Consider the following 19,731-nt stretch of genomic DNA (forward strand, 5'->3'; position numbering starts at 1 on the left):
GGACCGTTTGCAAACCGTACCAGTAACGAAACCGGCGGCGCCGGCCCGGAAGAAGCGGTCTTCCGTCCGCGTCGTGCCGCAAGCCATCATCAATATCGTTCTGACGCTGCTTGTATTCCTGACGCTGGTGCCGATCTTCTTCATGGTATTCAGCTCCCTGAAGAGCAACGCGCAAATTTTGGGCAATTTCTGGTCGATGCCGTCTCCCCCTCAATGGGGCAATTACGGCGAGGCGTTCGGGGCGATCTGGCGCTATATGGTCAATACGGTGCTGTACGCGGTGGCGGGCAGCGGACTCGTCTGCGCCTTGTCGGCCGTCTCGGGCTACGTATTCGCCAAGAAGGTTTTTCCCGGCAAGGAAACGCTGTTCATGATGATGCTCGCGATGATGATGATCCCGGGCGTGCTTACGCTCATTCCGTCCTACGTGCTGTATAACGGCCTCGGGCTGACCAATACGCCGTGGGTCATCATTATCGCCCATGCGGCGGGCGGGCAAATCTTCGGCACGTTCCTCTGCCGGAGCTTCATGGCCGGCGTGCCGACCGAGCTGTTCGAAGCGGCGCGGATCGACGGGGCGAGCGAGCTGACGATTTTCGCGCGCATCGTCGTTCCGCTTTCGATTCCGATCCTCGCGACATTGTTCATTATGCAGTCGGTCGGCATTTACAACGATTATATTTGGCCGCTCCTTACGATCCGAGACAGCGATCTCCAAGTGATCGGCGTCGGCCTTACGGTGTTCGAGAATCAATTCGGCATCAAAAATTTGGGCGTCCAGTTCGCGGCTTACGGCCTTTCTTCCATCCCGCTCATCCTCATCTTCGCGTTCGGCATGAAGTATTACATCCAAGGCATGACGCAAGGCGCTTTGAAAATGTAACCTTTCGAAGGAGGACTCGCGATTGAAAACGATACGGTTCAAATGGACGGCCGCGCTGACGGCGGCCGTTCTCGTCTGTCAGCTTCTCCTGGCCGCCGCGGCCGCGGCCGGCCCCTACGACCCGGGCTTGTCCCCGTCGCCCGACGCAGCAAGCGGAACGGCCGTCTATCCGGCTAGAATCATCAACGATTTCAACAGCGCGGCCGACGTCGCGACGTGGTCGAACGGCGAGAACACGAAGAGCGTCTCGTACGTGACGAGCCTGCTCAACGGCCCGAACAGCGTATACGAAGGGGCGGGAGCGCTCGAGCAGCAGCCCGAGAACGTCAAGGTGCATGCGTGGCGGACGATTTACCGCGATTTCGCGGAGCCGCTGGACTTGTCGGATTATCGGTATTTGGCCTTCGCGGCCAATAGCTGGGGCTGGCAGCCCGTCGATTATATGCTCCGGGTCCGCTTGCACGGCGCGGACGGCGTGAAGGAATCGCTCGCGCGCATCCATCCGGATTCGTGGAGCACCGTGTTCCTCGACCTGTCGCAATGGGCGGGGCGGAGCGGCGTCACGAAGATGGAAATCGCGTTTATGCAGAACTTCGATCTCGAAGGAGTAGCCCCGGGAGCTCCGGGCTACGACTACTGGGACGGACGGTTCCAGATCGACTTGATCGCCGCGACGAACGTTCTCGATCTCCGGTTCTCGAAGGACGGGGACGCCGAAGGCTTCTCCGCTGCGTCAGGCTCGGTCGAGGCCGGCGGCGGGAAGCTGCGGTGGCAGGTCGCGGGTACGGGCGACGCGCTTACCTCGGGCGCGTTCGCGCTTCCGATCGGCGAGCGCAATGCGGTATCGGTCACGATGAGCAACGGAACGCCCGCCTCGCGCTTGAAGCTGCAATGGACGACGGCCGAGGATCCGGAATGGGACGAGGAGAAGTCGAAGACGTTCGAGATCGAGCCGAACGCAGGCATGAGCGTCGTCGACATGAATTTGTCCGATAAGGCGAGCTGGGGCGGCACGCTGCGGCAGTTCCGGATCGAGCCGGCGTTAAACGAAGGCGAAAGCGGGTTGATCGAAGTGGACGAAGCCGAATTCAAAATCTTGCCCCAGCTGCCTCCCGAATACGTCGGCAGCATGGCATCGCCGCTCGTCGATGGCGCGGGAAGCGCCGGGGTAAGCGGAACGGTCGGCGCTTCCGCGGCCGAAGCCCATGCGGGCGGCGTGCTGAAGCTCTACGAGCTGCCGACCTACGCGGACCCGCAGGGCGACGACTCGGAATGGAAGGCGATTGGCACGCTTCCCGTGCAGGAGAGCTTCGCCTTCTCGTTCGGGCTCGGCGACGGCGAGCGGAGCCGGCTCTATTCGAAATTCGCGGTCGCGCTTGAATCGGGCGGCGAGCGGCTGTGGGTGGACGCGCCGCGGTACATCGTCAACGCGGACGCGCTTGCCGCGAACCGGTATCCGTTCCCCGAAGCGAAGAGCAAGAAAGGGCTGCAGGTGCAGTATACGGACGACGCGGAGGAGCTCGGGATCAGCCACGCCGCGCTGAACGTCGCGTACGATCAGATGCTGTATTTGACGAATTCCGATCCGGCGGGCACGATCCCGTACGAGTTCGAGGGGCGGACGTATTATTTTAAGAAAAATACGGTCGAATCGCTCGATCGCCAGATCAAAAGCCTGTCCGACAACGACATGATCGTCTCGCTCATCCTCATCATGTACCGCAATCTCGATCCGTCGACGCCGAACAGCGTCTTGATCCATCCGGATTCCGAGCCGGGCGGCACGGTGTACGCCGTCAATACGAAGACGGCCGAGGGAGTGGGCTACTACGGCGCGATCACGAATTTCATCGCGGAGCGTTATACGCGAAGCGACGAAGCGTACGGCCGCGCGGTCAATTTCATCGTCGGCAACGAGGTCGGCCAGAATAAAGTATGGAACAACATGGGGCCGAAGCTTATCCACGAGTACGTCGAGGATTACGCGCGCACGCTGCGCCTGACCGATACGATCGTGCGCAGCAACTACGAGCACGGCCGCGTCTATATTTCGCTCGATCACTTCTGGGACGAGAATTTGCCTTCCGACTCGCTCTGGAAGTACGACAATAAGAACATCGTCGACCTGCTCACGGCTCACTTGAAGGCCGGCGGGGACATTCCGTGGAACATGGCGTTCCATCCGTATCCGGAAAACCTGTTCGATCCGAAGTTCTGGGAGGACGAGACGGCCGAGTTCGACTTCCATACGAAGCGGATCACGTTCAAAAACCTATCCGTCCTCGTCGATTATTTGCGCCAGCCGGACATGCTGGTAGACGGGGAGATGCGGCGGATCATCTTGTCCGAGCAAGGCTTTCACAGCCTGGACAATTCGCCGGCGTCGCAGCAAATCCAAGCGGCGGCCTACGCGTATGCGTATTACATCGTCAAGTTTCTGGACGGCGTCGATTCGTTCATTCTGCACCGCCACGTCGACCACGCGTTCGAAGGCGGGCTGAATCTGGGCCTCTGGTCGAATCTGCCGGGCGAGACGGCGACGCCGGACAAGAAGAAGGCAGCCTACGGCGTGTTCCGGGATATCGATACGGCGAAATCGCTTGAAGCGACCGCCTTCGCCAAGGAGATCATCGGCATCGATTCTTGGGAGGAGGCGATCCCGGGCTTCGATCCGGCGAAGCTTGCCGACCGCAAAGCGCCCGCGCCGGTGCCGGTCAGCCTGCCGAAGAAAGCGATCGGCGTCATCCCCGTCTCGAATTTCGAAGGCGGGACGGACGGGTGGACGCTTGCGGACAACAGCAGCGGCGTCGCTCTTCATAAGCAGGAGGCATACGGCGGCGAAGGATCGCTGCAAGTCGGCTTCAGCGCTTTGGCGAAAATGTGGCGCGGAGCGGACTTGAAGCTTGCCGAACCGGTCGACGCGCGCCGGACGCCGATCCTTAACCTGGCGCTGAAAGTAAAGGGGGATTTCGCGGCCGACCGGCCGTATTACGCGAAGATCAAGGCGTACTCCGGGGCGAAAAGCGCCGAAGGCATCGTCGCGCTGCACGAGCCTGGCGAATGGACGTACGCGGCCGTCGATTTGAAGGGCTGGTCCGGACTTTCTTCCATTGACCGGGTGAAGGTGTGGATGAGCTCGCCGACGACGGATAATTGGAGCGGCTCGTTCTTGATCGACGAAGTATCGTTCTCGAGGGGCGGAGCGACGCAAGGCGGCGTCGTCAATCTCGACGTCGCGCCGAGGCTGACCGCCGATCCGCTGCAGTCCGGATCGCAAATCGAGGTGACGGTGACCAACTACGACGAGAAAGACTTGACGGGGGTCATCAAGGTGTCTTCGGAAGCGTTGACGCTGACTTCGAAGGAGCTGCGCGTGAACCTGATCAAGACGGGCCAGTCCCGAACGTTCCTGCTGACCGTCGGCGAATATGTCCCGCCCGCGGGCGGCGGCGGCGTCGAGCTGACGTTCGATTACCGCAACACCGTCATCCGGAAGACGATCGCCTCGGTGAAAGACAACGGCGAGCAGAACGTTCCGGAGGGTGAGAAGCTGCTGTACAATTTCGAGAACAATCTGCTCGGCTGGAGCGGGGCAGCCAACATCGAGACGCTGCGCACGGTAGAGACGTTCCCGAACGGCCCGGCGAAGCCGGCGCTCGGCAGCTACGCGCTCAACGCCAGATCGGCCATTGCGGAGGCGACCGCCTGGAAATCGGTGAAGACTTCGCCGTCGACGCCGCTTGATCTGTCGGATGCGAAGACGTTCTTCTACCATATTAACTCGTACGGCGGCGTGCCGAACGCCACGTACGAAACGCGCCTTATTCTGACGGGAAGCGACGGAACGTCGAGAACGGTAACGGCCGCGATGAGCCCGGACAGGTGGAACCGGATCGAAGCGGATATCGCGGATTGGCAGGGCCGAAGCTCGGTCGCGTCGATCGAAATCGGCTTCCGCGCGGTCGGCAACAGCCTCGCGTGGAATCCGGAGATTCAATACGATTATATCGGGTACGAGAAATAGGATATGCCGAATAAAAACAGTCGATCCGGAGCGGGTCGACTGTTTTTTTAGTCGTTTCGTCCCCCCTGCATCGTCGATTGCCCTATCACGCCCGAGCGGGCGCATTATTTAGAATAAACATAAAGTTGGAGCAAAGAATCGAAAGGAGATGCAGCATGCATAAAAACCGGCTCGGGGCGTATCTGTTCAGCTTCCCAAGCTTCTTTCTAACCGCGGCGCTCGGCATCTATCCCATTGTATGGGCGCTTCGCTATATGTTCTACGATTATCAGGGTTACGGCGAGCCGCGCTTGATCGGGTTCGGCAATTTCGCGAGGTTGGCGCGCGATGCCGAGTTCTGGCAATCGGTTGCGAACACGTTCGTATACGCTGGCGGCAAGCTTGTCATCACGCTGCCGTTATCCCTGATTCTGGCCGTCATCCTGAACCGCAAGCTTAAGGGGAGGCATCTGTTCCGGGCCGTCGTGTTTCTTCCGACCATCTTCAGCGCTTCGGTCATGTCGATCGTGTTTTATCTCATCTTCAATTCCTATAACGGCATTCTTAACCAATATTTGTTGGAGCTGCAGCTCGTATCGGTCCCGGTCGATTGGCTCGGCGCTTCCAAAGCGATGCTGACGATCGTGATCATCGCGGTATGGGGAGCGGTGGGCAACTACATGCTGCTCTTCATTGCGGGTCTGCAGAGCATCCCGGAGGAAGTCTACGAAGCGGCATCGCTCGACGGCGTGAATCCGGCGCAGCGGCTCTGGTACATTACGATCCCGATGCTGGGGCCGGTGCTGCAGATGATCGTGATGCTGGCCATCACGACGTCGCTCAAAGGCTACGAAAGCATTATGGTATTAACGGAGGGAGGCCCCTTCGGCAAGACGGAGGTCATGTACCTGTATTTGTACAAGCTGTTTTTCCCGCTGACCACGACGGGAACTTCCGTGCAGAACATCGGTTACGGAAGCGCGGTCGGCTTTACGACGGCGGTCATTGTCGGACTTGTGACCTGGCTGTACTTCTGGATGTCGCGAAAGCTTAACAATCTGTATTAAGGAGAAGTGATGGTGATGAATTTATCCCGATTGTTCGCCCGGTTGCCGGCATGGCTGCTGCTGCTCGCGGTTTCCGCGCTGATGCTGTTTCCGATCGTCGTCGCGTTCCTCGGCTCGTTTAAGTCGAATCTGGAGCTGACGACGGGAGCGACGTTCTTTCCGGAGTCCTGGCAATTCCGCAACTATGTCCAAGCATGGACGCAGGCCGATTTTGCCAGTTTTACGTTCAACAGCGTGTTCGTGGCGGTCTTCGTGACCGTCGGCACGCTGCTCGTATCCGCCATGGCCGCTTACGCGGTCGACCGCGTCCCGTTCAAGGGCAAGAAGCTGTTCATCTTCATGCAATCGTTCACGCTGTTCATCTCCATCGGCGCGGTCGTGCTGCGGCCTCAATTTGATCTGATGGTGAACATCGGTTTGCAGAAGTCGCTTTGGGGTGTCATAATCATTCTCATTAGCGCCCATGCGACGGCCTTTTTTATGGTCATCGGATTTTTCCGCGGCATTCCCAAGGATCTGGACGAAGCGGCGTTGATCGACGGCTGCAACTTTTACTCCATCTTCTGGCGGATCATCTTGCCGCTGCTGCGGCCGGCGCTGGCCGTCGTGGCGTTGTTCACCTTCCGCGGAGCTTGGAACGAATATATCCTGCCGCTGGTGTTCTCGATGTCGCGGCCCGACATGCAGACGCTGCCCGTCGGTCTCGCGAGCCTCAGGTACGGAGCGGGCGCCGCGGTTGAGAACCAGTTAATGCTGGCCGGCGCGTGTATCTCGATTCTGCCTCTGCTGATCGTGTACCTGTTCGCCAACCGTTCCTTCATGCAGGTTACGGTGGGGTCGGTCAAGGGCTAAACTTTTCATTAGCGAGGCGATGTGCAGCATGAACCGGATTTTCAGAAAAATGTCGCTCAAACGACGGCTGTGGGTATCGTTCGTGCTGCTCACCGTCGTATGCATATCGGCCACGGGAACTTATGTTTCCGTGTTTTTTTCGCAGTCGATGAAATCGCAGGCGGCCAAGACGAGCCAGGATACGCTGAACAAGACGGCGCAAGTGTTCGACGAGCGGCTGCGCAATATCGTCGTTTCCATCTCCACGCTTATGATGGGCGAGCCGTTCCAGCATGCGATGAGGGATGTTCAGGCTAGGAACGCGGAAGATTATTACAATCGTCTGTCCCAGCTGCAGACGCCCTTCGCTCAACTGATGCTGGGCGAGCAGTCCGTCGAATCGGTGCTTATCCATACGCCGATCGGCGAGTTTTATCCGACGGAGAACAGGCGAAGCACCGGGACGCCGTTCGCCGATACCGCCATTGCGAGGGTGATCGCCGATACGCGGGAGCCTTGGAACACGCTGTGGGTGCGCGGGCATAAGGATGAGCTGTTTGCCAGGGGGAAGCCCGTCGTTTCGCTCGTCATCAAACCGTTGTTCGATTTGCAGCTGCCCGGCGTCTACGTCGTCGTCAACATTCGCGAGGATCATCTGCTTGAGCTGATCCGGGCCCACCTGCAAGAAGGAAGCCTGCGGCAGCTCATGATCGATCGCGGCGGCCGCGGCGTATTCTCGTCCATCCCTAATCGGACGGATACGGACAGCCGTCTTGACGACGACATCGGAGATTCTGAGCGCGGTCACTTCGAATATGCCGACGACCTGGGGGAGTCGTACTTGGTCAATTACGCCGGGCTTGGCATGAACCCCGATTGGGTGCTCATCGGCTACCAGTCGAAGAAGCAGCTGCTCGCTCCCGTTGCGCAAATGCGCTGGACGATCCTGACGATCATGGGCGCATGCATTCTGCTTGCCCTGATCTTGTCCAGCATGCTGTCGGAGCTGCTGCTGAAGCCGCTATTCAAACTGCGCAACCTGATGCTCAAGGTGGAACGGAATCGGCTGGACGTTCGTTTCGAGAGCCCGTTCGAAGACGAAATCAGCCAGGTGGGGCACAAGTTCAACCGAATGATGGAGCAGATCGGGGAGCTGATCGAGGAGGTCAAAACCTCGGAGCAAGAGAAAAGGCATTCGGAGATCAAGGCGCTTCAGGCGCAGATCGATCCCCATTTCCTGTACAATACGTTAAATACGATTTATTGGAAGAGTGAAATGGATGAGCGGCAAACCGTCAGCGAGATGATCGTGGCGCTGTCGCTGCTGTTCCGGCTCGGCCTGAACAACGGCAAGGAAATTACGACGCTCCGTCAGGAGCTTGACCATGTGGAGCAGTACCTGAAGCTGCAGACCAGGTGTTATCCGGATTTGTTCCGGTACGAGATCCGCTGCGACGACGAGTCGCTGCTGGACGTTCCGGTATTGAAAATCGTACTGCAGCCGCTGGCCGAAAATTCGATTCTTCATGGCTTTCAGGAGCTGGACAGACCCGGCCGCATCGTCATCGAAGTCGCGGCGGAAGGCGGAATGCTGATGCTGAACGTCATCGACAACGGAAACGGAATGGACGCCGAGCGCCTGGAGCGGCTGCTGAGCGGCGCGGATGCCGGCCATTCGTCCAGTTATGCGCTGTCCAACGTTCGCGCGAGACTCGCGTTGTATTACGGTCATCGGGGGGCCATGAAGCTGGAGAGCGTTCCGGGTGTAAGAACATCCGTCAAATTAATGATTCCTTGCGAGAGGTGAAAGGCGAATGAGCGAGATTACGATGTGCGTCATCGATGATGTCATCACGGTGATCGACGGCATTCTGAGGAAAATCGACTGGGCGAAGCACGGCATCGCGATCGCGGGAACGGCCGTGAACGGCAGGGAAGGTTTGCGCCTGATCCGCGAGAAGCGGCCCGACATTGTGCTGACCGATATCCGTATGCCGTTCGGCAGCGGCATCGACATGGTGCGCGAGCTGCGGAATAGAGGAGAGTCCCCGGGCAAGGTCATTTTTTTCAGCGGCTACTCGGACTTCGCTTACGCGCAGGAATCGGTGCGGCTGGGCGCGTTCGATTACGTGCTCAAGCCGTTCACGGTGGAGCAGATCGAGGACGTCGTGCTGCGCGCCAAAGTCCGGATCGAAGCGGAACGGGCAGAGCAGCTGGACCGGCTGGCGCTCGAGCGGAAGCTGCGGGAAAGCTTGCCGTACTTGCGCCAGGAATATTTCCGGCTGCTGATCCGTCACGAGGAGCTGCCGGAGCGGGCGGCGGACAAATGGGAGTTTCTCGGCATCGACATGGAGCCGCGCGGCTTTGTCGCGATCGCGGCGCAGATCGACGGATGGAAGGAAGGGAGCCCGCCGATGCCGGTGAGCGAGGTGGAACTGAGCCGCTTCGCCGTGCAGAACATCATGGAGGAGACGATCGATAGGCAGGCGAAGGGCATCGTGTTCCGCGAGCATCTGGAGCAGTTCGTCATTCTGATCAATGCTGTCGAGCATAGTGACGCGCTTGCGCTGGCGGAAGCCTGCAGAGACAATGTGAGCCGCTTCGCCAAGCGGGATATTTCGATAGGGGTCGGCGGTTTGGCGGAAGCCATCGGGGATATCGCCATGTCCTACGGGCAAGCCAGGACCGCATTAAGCTACCAGTTTTATTTCGGCGGCGGCAGCGTCATCTCGTACCGCGACATCGAGCGGCAGGTCGGCATGACGCCCCATTATTCCCCGGATAAGGAAACGGAGCTGCTGTATTGTCTAAGGTCGGGCAACCGGGAAGGCGTGGAGCGTCTTTTGGACGGCATCTTCGACGAATGCCTCAAGTATCCGGCTCCTCCCGATCCCGAAATAATGGCGAATCTGTTCTACGGGCTTGCATTCGCCATGTACCGCGTGATCGCCGAGAAAGCCGGACCCGAGCAGCGGCAATGGCTGGACGAGCGGCTCGCCGCCATGAAGAGAGGACGGTACTCGTCCACGGGCGAGCTGATCGGGGACGTGAAGGAGCTGGGCCTGACCGGCTGCGAGTGGCTGCTGAAGCGTCAAAAAAGCGATGCCGGCCAACTGATTCACCAGGCGATCAATTACGCGAGCGGCCGGCTGGGCTCCGACTTGACGGTGCAGGAATGCGCGGCCGCCGTCCATTTGAGTCCCAGCTACTTCTCGAATCTGTTCAAAAAAGAGATCGGGATGACGTTCATGCAATACGTGACGAACGCCCGCATGGAAGCGGCCAAGAAGCTGCTGCTGGAGGGCATGCAGGTGCAGGACATTACATTCGAGCTCGGCTACCGGGACCGTCCGTATTTCAGCGAGCTGTTCAAGAAACATACCGGCATGACGCCGACGGAATTTCGAAGCAAGTACGTCGGCGGGGCGGCGGATTGATTATCAGAGTCATTTTCCCCTACATGGATCGTGTTTTTGACCTTCTTGGACGGAGCCGTGCCGGTGTTACAATCGAGACAAGCAAGCGGCGCCGCGCCACGCGCTTAAGGCGGAATGCTTGCCAACAAAGGGGAGGCACGACAAATGAAGAGAACATTCGGCAATAAGTATGCGTTTACGCTATGCGGGCTGCTTATCCTCGCGCTGCTGATGGCGGCTTGCTCATCGGCGAACGGCGGCGAATCGGAGGCGAATGCCGGCAACGGAGATGAACAAAGCGGGGCGACGCAGGACAAGCTCAAAATTTCCTATTGGACGATGGACCGACACGACATGGATTATATGCAGCAGAAGGTTGACGAATACAACGCAACCAATACGGACAACATCGAAGTGGAAATGAAGGTTATGGCGGATAACTACAACCAGGCGGTAGACGTGGCGTTCGCGAGCAACCAGGCTCCGGACGTGCTGAAGGTCAACGACTTCCAGACCTACGTGAACAAGGGGTATCTGGCGTCGCTGGACGAGCTGCTGGATGCCGAGTTCCTGGCGCAATTCGACGGCCTGTTGGCAGAGAATGTATACAAGCTGAATGGCAAGGTATATACGCTGCCGAACACCGGCCAGTACTGGCGACTGCTGTACAACGTCGATCTGATGGAACAAGCGGGGTTTTCCGAACCGCCCAAGACGCTGGACGAGATGGTTGACGCGGCAAAGAAGATAACGGAAATCGGAAAGTCGGAGGGCATCTACGGCTTCGCGAGCAACTTCAAGAACGGCTCCGGCTTCACCCGTCCGGCATACGCGTCGGGGTCGCTTGATTCCGAGACGAGCCACGAGGGCTACAATTATCAAACCGGCGAATTCGATTTCGGCATGTATCGCGACGTCGTCGAAGCGCTTCGCCGAATCAAGACGGACGGCAGCATGATCCCGGGTGCCGAGTCGCTGGACATCGATCCGCTGCGGGCGCAGTTCGCGCAGGGCAAGATCGGCATGTATATCAACCATTCGAGCGAACCGGCGGTATACACGTCCCAATTCCCTACCGACATCCGTTGGGCTTCGGCGCTCGTGCCGACCTCGGACGGCGTGATCGACGGCGCGAGCTGGGTGAACGCCGGCGGTTATCTGGGCATTAGCGCCAACTCCGCGAATAAGGAGGCCGCCGCGAAGTTTATCAAGTATGTCTACAGCCAGGAGCTTCGCAACGATTACCAGGAGAAGGGGCTTGGCCTCTCCGTGCTGCCGTTCGTCAACGAATCGGCCGGCAAGCCGGAATTGGCCGGCATCGACGGCTTCCTGCCGACCCAATACGACGGTATCTACCCGGCTACTCCGATCTCGATTACCGAGACGAAGCTGGAGGGCAAGAAGGCGGCGGACGTATTTATTCAATACATTTTGACCGGAAGCCCGGATCTGGACGCCGCCATAGGCGATCTGAACGACCAGTACGCCAAGGCGCTGGCGGCCGCGCGCGCGGAAGGACTGACGAATATCGAAGCGGATCCTTCTTTCAATGCGGGCAATCTTCAAGGCTCCCTTGCAGCGAAATAATCGCTCACAAGTCGAAGGAAGGCCGCCGGGGGCGGCCTTCCTTCGCATTCGAGAGCTGACGGACTCGCGAATCAACAGGAAAGGGGAGAGGAAAGCGTGAACGATGTTTTGTATTTCGTTCCCGAGCAGAGAGAAGAATGGGGCGAACGGTTCCGGGCAATGTTCCCGAAGAACGCCGACGAGGCGGTTGCGGAGGCCAAAAGCTGGTGCGACGGCAACGTCTTCCATTGGAAGGACCTCGCGATCGACATGGGAAATCCGATCGATTGGCTGCATAATCCGACGGGAGACAAGGAGTTCACATGGGGCGTCAACCGTTTCAAGCATCTTCGTTCCCTAGGGATTGCATTTGCCTGCACCGGCGACGAAAAGTACGCGGCCAAAGCCTGGGAGCACGTGTCCGGATGGATTGCGTCGCAATCTTGCCCGTGGGGGCTTCCGGCAGAGGAGCTGACGTATTTTCAACGTCCGGGACCATGGCGGCTCCTGGAGACGGGACTACGGCTTAGGCAATGGGTGTACGCTTATCATTTCTTTCGAGGAACGGCAAGCTGGTCCCGGGCAGCGGAGTCGTTGTTTCTGGAATCGGTCAAGGAGCACGCCAATTTTCTGGCGAAATATCCGGCGAGCATCGAGATCAACCATTCGATCATGCATATGATCGGCTTGCTTAGCGCGGGACTGACCTTTCCTTCCTGGAAGGAGAGCGAGGCATGGATCCGTGTCGCCGTAGATCGGCTGGAGTCGTGCATTCGCGCGCAAGTGCTGCCGGACGGGGCGCATGCGGAGCTGACTCCGCATTACCACATGGTATCGCTGGAGCTGTTCGTCGACTGTGCGGTCATGCTTCGCAAGCGAGGCCTTTCGTTCTCGGACGAATACGAGCGCATCCTGGCCGGCATGGCGCGGTTCTCTCGATGCATGACGCGGCAGGACGGCAGCATGGCACCGTTTGCCGACTCCTATGCGAACCAGCCGCCCGACCTGAATGCGGCGGCCCTTTATTACGATAAGCGCGACTGGCTGCTGCCTGATCAAGTGCACGAGCAGTATTGGACGGTCGGACCGGATTCGATCGAGAGGCTGATGGCCGCAGGGGAAGCCGTGGAGACCGGCAAGCTCGAAGCCGGGAACGGGACGGAGGGAGATGCGGGGCCGGCCTTCGCATTCCCTTCTGCCGGCTATTACGGTATAGGCAACGGCGAGCAGCGGATGATCTTCGACGCCGCGGCGCTTGGAGGCCCGCATGGGCATGCCGATGCCTTATCGTTCGAGTGGTGCGCGTTCGGCCAGCCCCTGCTGGTCGATCCCGGCACATATACGTACATGGAAACGCCGTGGCGGCGTTATTTCAAGAGCACGGCCGCTCATAACACGGTGCTTGTGGACGGACAGGATCAGTCGCCATACTTGCGAACGCAGCGTTGGGGAACGCCGGAAGCGGCCGTTAAGCTGATCGCCTGGGATCCGGCCAAGCCGTTTCTGTGCGCGGAGCATGACGGGTACGCGATACGCGGCGTCATTCACCGGCGAGCCGTATGGCTTCTCGAAAGCGGAGAATGGGTCGTCATCGACAAATTAACCGGAACGGGAGCGCATACGTTCCAGCATCGCTTGCACAGTCGCATGCTGCATTGGCATATGACCAAGCAGGGTCAGACCGGCGATGCGGGGGCGGTGCGCTACTCGCTTACCGGCAGCGGTCCGGCTTGCGGCGATCCGGCGATCCGGTGCGATATGCTGCTGTTCGGCCCTCCATCGATGGAAGTCGACGTCGAGGACGGCTGGGAATCGGTCCGGCCGATGTCGATGGAGCCCCTCAAGGTGGTGCAAGCGCTCCTGACCTTGGACAACGGCGGCTGGTTCGCCACCGTCATGAAGCCTCGGCTTGCGGCGGGCGGCGAATCGGATGACGGTTCGCCGGCAAGCGGCCTGGACCGGAACTGGTTCGCGGCGGCCGACGAGGATGGTCGTCCCGCCGTTACGCTGCGTCGAGACGGCGATCAAACGACGTTCCGCATGCCGGATTAAAAAACCAAAGGAGGAGTCGTCTTATGGGCAGTATCGGAGTATGGGAAAACGCGGAGCCCGGCGTCAAACGCAAGCTGTTTAATCCGGGGCAGGGCATCATGATGATGGAAGTGCATTTCGAGGAAGGAGCGGAAGGGTATTTGCATCGCCATTCGCACGAGCAGCTCTCGTATTGTCTGGAAGGCGAGCTGGAATTTACGGTCGACGGAGAGAAGAAGGTGATCGCGGCCGGCGAAACGATCTATATCCCGAGCAACGCTGAGCATGGCTGCCGGGCGCTTCGGAGCAGCAAGCTGCTGGATGCTTTCACGCCGTTGAGGCTGGATCTGCTGGGCAGGCAATGATCAACCTCATGCATCCGTACTGACTTCAATGCCGCGAATGCCGCCATTATTCAGGATCAACGTATGCAGCGATTGATCCGTATAGGACATTTGCGATCGATAGCCGCTCTGCATTCAACTTTTGTCTATCATGCGTTAATAGCGATAATGAAAAAGAAAAAGCCGGCGGATGAGCATCCGCCGGCTTTCCTTTCAATGGGCCTTTACCGGATGAGCTGCCATGCGCATGAAGCGTCGGGACGGAACCGTTCTAAATGTCCATCCCTTTCCACACCATCAAGGCCGAGCCCGCGGCGACGGCGTCTTCCTTAAGCGCCCCTTTGGAGAAGGATGGCCGATAATCCGGAAAATAATAAGTGTTTTTTTGCGCAATTTCGATCGCGGTCTGGTAAAAGGGCTCGGTCGAGCTGACGAGCACGCCGCCGAGCACGATTTTCTCGGGATGGAACATGTTGATCATGTTCGCCAGCCCGATCCCGAAGTAGACGGCGGACTGCATGAGCAGCTCCCGCGCGTAGCCGTTCTGCTGGGCGACGGCGTGAAGCAGCGCGTCGTAGTTGAGCTTGTCCGGGGCGATGAGCCCGTCCTGCAGCAGGTCGGCCCGGCCCATCTTGGCATGGGCGCGCGCCTGCTTCTCCAGCGCCTGCACGGAGACGAACGCCTCCAGCGCGCCGTAATTGCCGCGTTCCTCCAGCCTCGGCCCGTCGGTTTGAATGATCATTTGACCGATGGAACCCTCCATGTCGATCGAGCCGTGCACGATCTGCCCGTACGACATCATCGCGGACCGGAGGCCGACGCCGGCGTGCACGTACAGCATATGCTGCAAGTTCTCGCCGCGCATCGCCCAATGCTCGCCGAGCAGCGCCGCGTTCGCGCCGTTCTCGAGCATGGCGGGAATGCCGGTCTTCTCCTCGAGCATGGCGCAGATCGGCACGTCCTCCCAGCCCGCGGCCGGGAAGTTCAAGGGACGCAGAATGATTCCCTTCTGCCGGTCCAGCGGGCCGACGGCCCCGATGCCGATGCCGATGATCTGCCCCTTGTCGATCTTATGGTCGTGAATGATCGAACGGATGTTGTTGGATACATATTCGATGAGCTGCTCGGGCGTCATCGCCTCGTCCATCCGCCAGCGGATGAGCGACATCGGGTTCATCTTCATATCGAAAAAACCGAGCGTCGAATAACGTCTTGATATTTCCAGACCGAAAAAATAGCCGTATCCCGGGTTGATCTCGTACAAAATCGGCCTTCTGCCGCCGCTTGACGGTCCGAGTCCCGACGTCACGAGCAGCCGCTCGGCCACCATATCGTCCAGAAGCCGGGTAAGCGAGCTGCTCGTGAAAGAGAATGCCGCCAGCAGCTCCGCCTTCGAGACGACGCCTTGCTCGGCGACTCGGGTGTAGATCAATTTTTTGGAAGATGGAATTTTGTTCATGGATGGATGGCTCATCGCGCACCTCGTTTTCCGACCAAAGGAATGGGAATTAAAAATCTGTACCTTATTATAGCTTACGATTATTTGCATGGCTACCTGTAGCGCTTGCCGATTCCGGTCTTGGTAATGGAAGGTTCCTTGTTAATTCCAAAATGAAATAAACTAACCATTCCCATGGGATTTAATGCTTTAACAAAAGAGGTGATATTGGGTGGAATATCGCCCTTTTTTCGGTTTTGAGTCGAATTGGGTGAAAAGTTTAGAAATACTTTATTCCATTTTGAAATAAAGATGATATAATGAAACTAGTTAAGTTGATGAACGAGAGAAAAACAATGGGCATTTAACAGGGAGGGGGAGAACGATGGGGCTGGAGAAGTGGAAAATGCTTTGGTCGCTGTTCGTCGTCTTTTTGAAAATCGGTCCGGTTACGTTCGGCGGCGGCTACGCGATGATTCCGGTGATCGAGCGCGAGGTCGTCGAGAAGCGGAAATGGCTGCGGGCCGAAGACGTCGCGGACGTATTCGCGGTGGCCGGCTCGGTGCCGGGCGCGATCGCGATCAACTCCGCAACCTTTATCGGTTACCGCATCGCCGGCGTCGCGGGGGCCGTTGCGGCCACGATCGGCGTGCTGCTCCCGACCTTCTGCATCGTACTCGCGCTGTCGCTGTTTTTTCTGGAAATGAAGGATAACCCGAAGGTCGAGGCGGCCTTCCTCTCCATCCGCGCCACGATCGTCGCGCTCATCGTGTTCGCCGCGTACAAAACCTGGAAGACGGCCGCCGTGGATAAAGCGACGGTCGCGTTAATCGCGGTTACGGTCGTGACGCTCGTCTTCTTTAATCAGTATGTCCATCCGGTCGCTTTAATTTTCGGAGGCGCGTGCGCGGGAATCGCGATCGTCTGGCTGAGGAAGAAGCTGGGCTTGAAATCGAAAAGAAAGCTTCACAAAGACGAGCAAGTATACGATTATATGATATAGGCGGGGAGCGGCCATGCTATTCGAATTGTTTGTTACGTTTTTGATGATCGGGCTCGTATCGTTCGGCGGCGGCTACGCGATGATTCCGGTCATCCAGGAGCAGGTCGTGGAGCGGCACGGGTGGATGGAGGCGCAGCAATTCAGCGACGTCATCGCCGTTGCGGGCATGTCGCCGGGGCCGATCGCCACGAATATCGCGATTTTTATCGGCTATGAGCAGCATGGGCTGATCGGCGCGTTGGTCGCGATGTTTGGCACGATACTGCCTTCGCTCGTTCTCATACTCGGGCTGGGCATGCTTTTCTATAAGATCAGCGAGCATCCGCTCGTGAAATCTTCCTTTTACGGCTTGCGCTCGGTCGTAACCGGCCTTATTTTTTATACCGCGATCATGTTTGCGGGCAATAACGGCATGCTCTCGTCGTTTTCTTGGTTCACTTGGAGCCAAATTTTAATTTTTGCCGGTTCGCTGGTCGCGTTCCTCGTGTTTCGCAAGCACCCGGTTACGGTGATCGCCATTTCGGGGCTGGTCGGCATCGCGCTGTATGGATGAGAAGGTTGGGATGAACAATATAGCTGAATCGGCTTGAGGGGAGACGATACAAGATGGAAGAACATAAATGCTGCTGCGCGGCCGGCAGGGAGCAGGTTCAAACGGCTGAGGCTGCGGCGGAAGAAAAGGTACAAGCCGTCGATGGCGCCAAGGCGCCGGCCGGAGGCGTGCTGGAGCGGTTAGTCGCGTTGCCCGGCGGCAAGTTCGAAATGGGCACGAATTCGCCGGAAGGATTTCCGGCCGACGGGGAGGGGCCCGCGCGCATGGTGACGATCGCCCCGTTCCGAATATCGCCGCATGCGGTCACGAACCGGGAGTTCCGCGAATTCGTCGACGCGACGGGCTACGTGACGGAGGCGGAGAGGTTCGGCTGGTCGTACGTGTTCCATCTGCTGGCGTCCGAAGCGACGCGGCAGAAGGTGGAGAACGTTCCGCAGCAGGTGCCATGGTGGCTCGTCGTTGAAGGCGCTTACTGGGCGCGGCCGGAAGGGCCGGATTCGGGCATCGAGGACAGGCTCGACCATCCGGTCGTCCATGTCTCGTGGCAGGACGCCGAAGCATTCTGCCGCTGGTCCGGCACGAGGCTACCGACCGAAGCGGAATGGGAGTACGCGGCGAGGGGCGGACTATCGCGCAAAACTTATCCGTGGGGCGACCTGCTGAAGCCGGACGGAAAGCATATGTGCAACATTTGGCAGGGCAAATTCCCGGTCAAAAACAACGCGAGCGACGGTTACGTGGGGACGGCGCCCGTCGACGCCTACGAACCGAACGGGTACGGCCTGTATAATATGTCCGGCAACGTCTGGGAATGGTGCGCGGACTGGTTCAGCCCGGGCTACCACCGGCAGACGCCGGCGGACAACCCCCGCTTCGGACAGCCGACGGGCAGAAGGTCCATGAGGGGCGGCTCGTATTTGTGCCATCGCTCCTACTGCAACCGTTACCGGCTCGCGGCCCGCAGCTCGAACACGCCCGACAGCTCGACGGGCAACTGCGGCTTCCGGGTCGCGGCGGATTAATCGATGGAAAGCTGTCTCGATCGGTCGTGAAGCGACCTTCGGGACAGCTTTCGTTTTCAATGGCACATTTACGACCTATTGTTCCTTCCCTCTTACACCGCGTTCACCGCATTCACATTCACTCGTAACACGGCACATCCGCAACTTCACACTCACTTCTAACGCGTATCTCAATCTTAAACAGGCCCACGGCGGACAATCCCGCTTACCTGCTTCGACGGGGGCAGCTCGAGTTGGCGATGCTTGTATCAATAATTGAAACTAACTCGTTATTTGCCCTATTCCTTCGCCACTTAGTTTCAGTATTTGATATTATAAGGAAATTATCAATCAATACCTCTTGAAATTAACCGTTTTAGTTTCAAAGTTTGAATTAAAATGCCAGTTTGTCTCTTGCTTTCATTACTTCGTTTCAATATTTGAAATAAAATCGTTCGCAGAGATCGAGGGATTACATATCGACGCCGGAAATGCCGCTATAGCAAGCAATGCGACTTGAATCGGAAAGGTGCGGCGCGGCATCGCGCGACATCCGAACGATCGGGCGAGCGAACATGCGGCGCGAATCGCGTCAGAGCGGCAGGGCCGTCTCTTTAGGTTATCGAACACGAGCGGCAGCCCTGTCGCGCGCTTAAATCCGGTTCGCCTTGCGGTAGGCGGCAGGGCTGACCCGCATGCGCTTCGCGAAGATCCGGCTTAAATAAAAGCCGCTGTCGTAGCCGCATCGCTCCGCGATCTGATCGAGCGTCAGCCTCGTCTCGAGCAGCAGCGTCTGCGCTTCCCGGATGCGCAGCTCCGTCAAATAATCGATCGGGGATTGCCCGAATACCGATTGGAACTTGCGCGTGAACTGCACCGGCGACAAGCCGAGCGACGCGGCCAGCTCCTTCATGACGAGCTTCCCGCAAGCCTCGCGCCGGATGATTCGGGCCGCTTTGCCCATCGCGTCGGCGTCTTCCTTGGCAGGAGTGCGAGCGTCAGCCGCCAGGGGCGTCTCTTCCAGGCAGCACAACTGCCACAGGTCGCGCAAAATATGAGCGGCCAGCGGGTGCCGGGCGGCCCCGTCCGGCCGCGAGCCCAGCCGGTTCAAATAAACGTAATTGGAGACGAGTCTGGCGTGATCGCGGATCGTCAGGCGCACGGCGTCCGGGAGACCGCTCTTTCCGTCGCCCCCGATCCAGTCGAACCGGTAGAAGTGAAAGGTTAGCGGCTCGACCACTTCCCGGGCGAACGTCGTCCGCGGCGGACATAGCACGAGATCGCCGAAGCCGGCTTCCCCGGTCTGCCCGGCGATGGCATAGCGGAACCGCCCTTCCGTCACGGCGAACAGCACCCAGGTGTCGTATTTGTCTTCGGGGAGCTGAAAGGCGTCTATTTGCTTCCAATAAATAACCGATTGCGCCTGCGGCGTCAGCGAGGGATCCAATGCTGTCATACGATCGCTCCGTTTTCGTGAAATTATGGATATGTTTATATTAATTGCGTGCATGGGAAAAGTAAATTTTATTTTTTATAATAAGGTTGATTCAAGATTGTAAACGGTTCAACGAGGGAAAGGAACGAATGAAATTTTA

The 19,731-nt window shown here is 58.5% G+C and carries 13 protein-coding genes and 1 pseudogene; 12 read left to right on the top strand and 2 right to left on the bottom strand.

Annotated features, from left to right (window positions below):
* The first annotated feature begins 7 nt into the window (after positions 1 to 7).
* The 9 genes from IDH41_RS01400 to IDH41_RS01440 all read left to right on the top strand — a co-directional run bounded on the left by IDH41_RS01400 (position 8) and on the right by IDH41_RS01440 (position 14,162).
* Positions 8 to 883, top strand: coding sequence for a carbohydrate ABC transporter permease (locus tag IDH41_RS01400; protein ID WP_223829347.1), 876 nt, complete (start codon positions 8 to 10; stop codon positions 881 to 883).
* A 22-nt stretch (positions 884 to 905) separates the two neighbouring features.
* Positions 906 to 4,907, top strand: coding sequence for a DUF5722 domain-containing protein (locus IDH41_RS01405; protein WP_190857579.1), 4,002 nt, complete (start codon positions 906 to 908; stop codon positions 4,905 to 4,907).
* Between the two features lie 155 nt (positions 4,908 to 5,062).
* Positions 5,063 to 5,953 carry a carbohydrate ABC transporter permease gene (locus IDH41_RS01410; RefSeq protein WP_190857581.1) on the top strand — a complete coding sequence of 297 codons (891 nt, stop codon included), beginning with the start codon at positions 5,063 to 5,065 and terminating at the stop codon, positions 5,951 to 5,953.
* A 15-nt stretch (positions 5,954 to 5,968) separates the two neighbouring features.
* The gene (locus IDH41_RS01415) at positions 5,969 to 6,805 is read left to right on the top strand and encodes a carbohydrate ABC transporter permease (protein ID WP_190857584.1); all 837 of its coding nucleotides are present in this window, start codon (positions 5,969 to 5,971) and stop codon (positions 6,803 to 6,805) included.
* A 28-nt stretch (positions 6,806 to 6,833) separates the two neighbouring features.
* Positions 6,834 to 8,591 (top strand): sensor histidine kinase, encoded by a 1,758-nt coding sequence (locus IDH41_RS01420; protein WP_190857586.1) that lies wholly within the window; start codon positions 6,834 to 6,836, stop codon positions 8,589 to 8,591.
* Positions 8,592 to 8,598: 7 nt separating this feature from the next.
* Positions 8,599 to 10,221, top strand: coding sequence for a response regulator transcription factor (locus tag IDH41_RS01425; RefSeq protein WP_190857588.1), 1,623 nt, complete (start codon positions 8,599 to 8,601; stop codon positions 10,219 to 10,221).
* Positions 10,222 to 10,365: 144 nt separating this feature from the next.
* Positions 10,366 to 11,787, top strand: coding sequence for an ABC transporter substrate-binding protein (locus IDH41_RS01430; RefSeq protein WP_190857590.1), 1,422 nt, complete (start codon positions 10,366 to 10,368; stop codon positions 11,785 to 11,787).
* 96 nt (positions 11,788 to 11,883) lie between these two features.
* Positions 11,884 to 13,818 carry a heparinase II/III family protein gene (locus IDH41_RS01435; RefSeq protein WP_190857591.1) on the top strand — a complete coding sequence of 645 codons (1,935 nt, stop codon included), beginning with the start codon at positions 11,884 to 11,886 and terminating at the stop codon, positions 13,816 to 13,818.
* Between the two features lie 23 nt (positions 13,819 to 13,841).
* Positions 13,842 to 14,162: a cupin domain-containing protein gene (locus IDH41_RS01440; protein WP_190857593.1), complete on the top strand. Its 321-nt coding sequence runs from the start codon at positions 13,842 to 13,844 to the stop codon at positions 14,160 to 14,162.
* 250 nt (positions 14,163 to 14,412) lie between these two features.
* Here the strand turns inward: IDH41_RS01440 and IDH41_RS01445 are convergent, their stop codons facing one another.
* Positions 14,413 to 15,615 (bottom strand): ROK family protein, encoded by a 1,203-nt coding sequence (locus IDH41_RS01445; protein ID WP_223829348.1) that lies wholly within the window; start codon positions 15,613 to 15,615, stop codon positions 14,413 to 14,415.
* Positions 15,616 to 15,964: 349 nt separating this feature from the next.
* On the opposite strand from IDH41_RS01445, the gene IDH41_RS01450 reads away from it, so the two are divergent.
* The 3 genes and pseudogenes from IDH41_RS01450 to IDH41_RS01460 all read left to right on the top strand — a co-directional run.
* Positions 15,965 to 16,582 carry a chromate transporter gene (locus IDH41_RS01450; protein ID WP_190857595.1) on the top strand — a complete coding sequence of 206 codons (618 nt, stop codon included), beginning with the start codon at positions 15,965 to 15,967 and terminating at the stop codon, positions 16,580 to 16,582.
* 13 nt (positions 16,583 to 16,595) lie between these two features.
* Complete coding sequence (locus IDH41_RS01455; RefSeq protein WP_190857597.1) at positions 16,596 to 17,135, top strand: chromate transporter; 540 nt, start codon at positions 16,596 to 16,598, stop codon at positions 17,133 to 17,135.
* Positions 17,136 to 17,320: 185 nt separating this feature from the next.
* A pseudogene (locus IDH41_RS01460) lies at positions 17,321 to 18,157 on the top strand (formylglycine-generating enzyme family protein); the annotation flags it as partial.
* A 631-nt stretch (positions 18,158 to 18,788) separates the two neighbouring features.
* Here IDH41_RS01460 and IDH41_RS01465 read toward each other — a convergent pair.
* Positions 18,789 to 19,592, bottom strand: coding sequence for a helix-turn-helix domain-containing protein (locus tag IDH41_RS01465; protein WP_190857601.1), 804 nt, complete (start codon positions 19,590 to 19,592; stop codon positions 18,789 to 18,791).
* Positions 19,593 to 19,731 lie beyond the last annotated feature (139 nt).

The sequence above is a fragment of the Paenibacillus arenilitoris genome, assembly GCF_014705655.1.
GTDB classification, from domain to species: Bacteria; Bacillota; Bacilli; order Paenibacillales; family Paenibacillaceae; genus Pristimantibacillus; species Pristimantibacillus arenilitoris.